The sequence below is a fragment of the Actinosynnema sp. NPDC023658 genome (assembly GCF_040639995.1).
Lineage (GTDB): Bacteria > Actinomycetota > Actinomycetes > Mycobacteriales > Pseudonocardiaceae > Actinosynnema.
This window is the reverse complement of the sequence record NZ_JBFAAX010000671.1, coordinates 1-3,139: the sequence shown is the minus strand read 5'-3', so window position 1 is coordinate 3,139 and position 3,139 is coordinate 1. Positions and strand designations below refer to the sequence as shown.

The 3,139-nt window shown below is 70.2% G+C and carries 3 protein-coding genes; all 3 read right to left on the bottom strand.

Annotated features, from left to right (window positions below; genetic code table 11):
- Positions 1-47 precede the first annotated feature (47 nt).
- Positions 48-1,337 carry a class I tRNA ligase family protein gene (locus AB0G02_RS32930; RefSeq protein ID WP_360802066.1) on the bottom strand — a complete coding sequence of 430 codons (1,290 nt, stop codon included), beginning with the start codon at positions 1,335-1,337 and terminating at the stop codon, positions 48-50.
- Positions 1,334-1,705, bottom strand: a complete 372-nt coding sequence (locus AB0G02_RS32925) for a cupin domain-containing protein (RefSeq protein ID WP_360802063.1) — start codon at positions 1,703-1,705, stop codon at positions 1,334-1,336. Before AB0G02_RS32925 ends, AB0G02_RS32930 begins: the two co-directional genes overlap by 4 nt.
- A 19-nt stretch (positions 1,706-1,724) precedes the next feature.
- The coding region (locus AB0G02_RS32920; protein WP_360802060.1) for a SidA/IucD/PvdA family monooxygenase at positions 1,725-3,139 on the bottom strand (1,415 nt) is incomplete at its 5' end.

Genomic DNA, 3,139 nt, shown 5'->3' with positions numbered 1-3,139 from the left:
GCCCGGCCCATGCTGAACCCGCGCAGGACGAAGCACACCCCGAACCGCTAGAGCACCGACCCCGCGCGCCACCGCCCGGCCTCCGTGGTCGCCAGCGGACGGGTGCCGTCCACCCCGACCATCGCCAGCGCGATGGCCTCCGCCAGGTCGTTCCACGGCGTGATCAGCCGGCGCGTGGTCGTCGTGTGCAGCGACTCGCGGGTGAAGTTCGCCCGCTGGAACTCCGGGCCGGTCAGCGCCAGGTAGAACCGCACCAGGTCGCGCGGCACCTCCGCCAGCAGGTCCGCGCTCCAGATCAGGTGGTTGCGGCTGGTGGAGAACTTCTCGCCGTCCAGGTCGTAGAACTCGTTGCAGACGTTGGACTCCGGCGTCGTGTACTTGTCGCCGTGCGCGAGCAGCATCACCAGGTCGACCAGGCCCCAGTGGTAGACGTTGTCGAAGCCGTGGAAGTACACGAGCTCCGCGTCGTGGTCGGCACGCCAGAGCTCGTCGACCTCCGCCGTGGGGCGGCCCAGCTGCGTCGCCGTCCACCACGTGGCGTACATCGAGGCGGGCATCGCCTCGACCCACGGGTAGACGATCTGGCCCGGGGTCTCCGGGAACGGCGCGGCGATGCCCCACGTGCCGGGGATCGTCACCGGGATGTCCGGCAGCGGCTTGGACAGCAGCTCACCGATCAGCTGCCGGGCGTGCGGGCGCCAGCGCGGCGTGCGCGCCGCGTAGTAGGACGTGAGCCGCTCGCGGTAGTCCTCCATCGGCAGCACGAGGATCTCGCACTCCCGGTACACCACGGTGTCGCCCGGGTCGATGGTGTACTTCGGGTCGAGCAGCTCGTCGAAGTTGTTCGGGTGGCCGCAGTTCTCGCACGCGCCGCCGCAGCTGGAGGCCAGGCAGGACGGACAGGTGCCGGTGACGAGGCCGTCGTAGAGGAACGCGCCGGCGTTGCGCGCGTACGGCAGTTGCACCTTGCGCAGGTGGAAACGGCCGGCGGCGTGCAGCTCCTTGAGGAAGTCCACCACCGTCGCGCGGTACCGGTCGTCGATGGGAGGCAGGCCCGGTATCAGCGTGCCCATCGCGTCGAGCGAGCGCTCGATCTTCGCCATCGACGTCCGGACCAGCTCGTCGGGCGCCAGGCCGCGCCGGTGCGCGGTGGACACCACGTAGCTCTGGCTGTCGTCGGTGCACGTCGTGTAGAGCACCTGGCGACCGGTGGCGCGCAGGTAGCGCGCGTACACGTCGCCGCCCAGGTAAGGGCCCGACATGTGACCGACGTGCAGGTCGCCGTTCGACGTGGGTGTCGCGGCGACGACGATCGCCGGTCGGGAACGGGTCGTCACGAGGTGGCTCCCTCGTGGCGGGCGGCGAACTTCCCGGCCAGCTCGGCGTCCCACCAGATCGCGTAGAACTGGAAGTCCTCGGCGCCCTTGTTGACGACCTGGTGCTTCTCGTGCGGCGTGAAGTGCACGACGTCACCGGCCTTGAACGGGGTGGCGCCCGCCTGCGTGATGATCTCGGCCTCGCCGGTCATGGCGACCCAGATCTCGTACTCGTGGTGGCCGTGGGCGCCCGACTCGGCGCCGGGGCGCACCACGCACCACGAGCCCTCGAACGGCGCGTTGACCAGTTCCCACGGCATCAGGCGCTGGGCGTCCAGGCCGTTGTCGAGCTTGAGGTTGTCCCGGTCCAGGGGGCGGATTTCCATCATGGTGACGACTCCTCTCGGGTCAAGCGGGTTGGGGTGCCTCGGCGAACAGCTCGGTGACGCGCTGCGACACCACCGGCACGGTGTCCTCGTGGCCCTGGGCGAGGTCGGCGACGATCTCCGCCGCGCGGATCGCCAGCACGCTGATCAGCGAGTCGGCGATGCCGTGCGTGGCCTCGTTCACGCCCTGCAGGTACACGCGGGCGGACACCGCCTCGGGCAGCTGGAGGCGGTAGCCGCGGGTGACGGCGAAGTCCTCCTGGCCGACCTCGGCGGCCATCGCGCGGACCAGCGTCGGCATCCGCTTGTCGAAGCCGGTGCCGAGCATCACCCGGTCGCAGCGCAGCTCGCTGCGCTCGCCCGTGCGGCGGTCCAGTAGGGTCAGCACGACCTCGTCGTCCACCATCGCGGAGTCGACGATCTCCGCCATGGTGATCATCGACAGCCGCTGCGTGCCGGTGAGCTTCTCCAGGTACATCGTGTTGTAGAGGTTGTCCAGCATCGAGGGCGACAGGCCCGCGTAGTTGGTGCGGTGCATCTCGCGCAGCAGCTGCGACCGCGCCTCCGGCTGCGCCTCGTTGAACTTGTCCACGAAGGACGGGTAGAACAGCTCGTTGGTGAACTTGCTGCTCTCGTAGCCGTTCAGGCCGATCGAGCGCATCACCATGGTGACCTCGGCGCGCGGGAAGGTCGAGTGCGCCGACCACAGCATCTCCGCCGCGCTCTGCGCGCCGCCGACCACGACGATGCGGTGCCGGCCCTCCGGGTTCAGCTCACCGATCCGGGGCACGAACTCGGTGCTGTGCACCACCCGCTCCCGCGGCAGCGCCGCGAACTCGGTCGGCAGGTGCGGGTCGCGGCCCACGCCGATGACCAGCGTCGCGCACGACACCGTGCCGCCGTCGGCGAACCGCACCAGCCACCGGTCCACGGAGCCCGCCTCGTCGCGCTGCGGCTCCACGGCCACCGCGCGCCTGCCGTGCTGCAACCGCACCTTGGTCAGCGACTGCGCCACCCACGCCAGGTAGCCCGAGATCTCCAGGCGGTAGGGCGTGAAGGTGCCGAGGTTGATGAACTCGTCCAGCCGGCCCGTCGAGTGCAGGTAGTTGACGAACGAGTACGGGCTGGTCGGGTTCCGCAGCGTCACCAGGTCCTTGAGGAAGGACACCTGGCTGCGCGACCAGGGCAGCAACATCCCGCGCTGCCACACGATGTCGTCGTGCTGCTCGGTGACGAGGGTCCGTTGGGCGAGGTCGGGGGACAGCTCCTCCAGCGCGACGGCGAGGGCCAGGTTCGCGGGGCCCGCTCCGATCGCGAGCAGTTCTACTTCCTGGTGGTCCAACTCAGTCTCCAAGCCTTGTCGGATGAGGCCGCGGCGGCGGTGCCGGCGGGCGGGACGTGCGGGCCGGGCGCCGGTGGGCAGCCCGGACCGCGTCG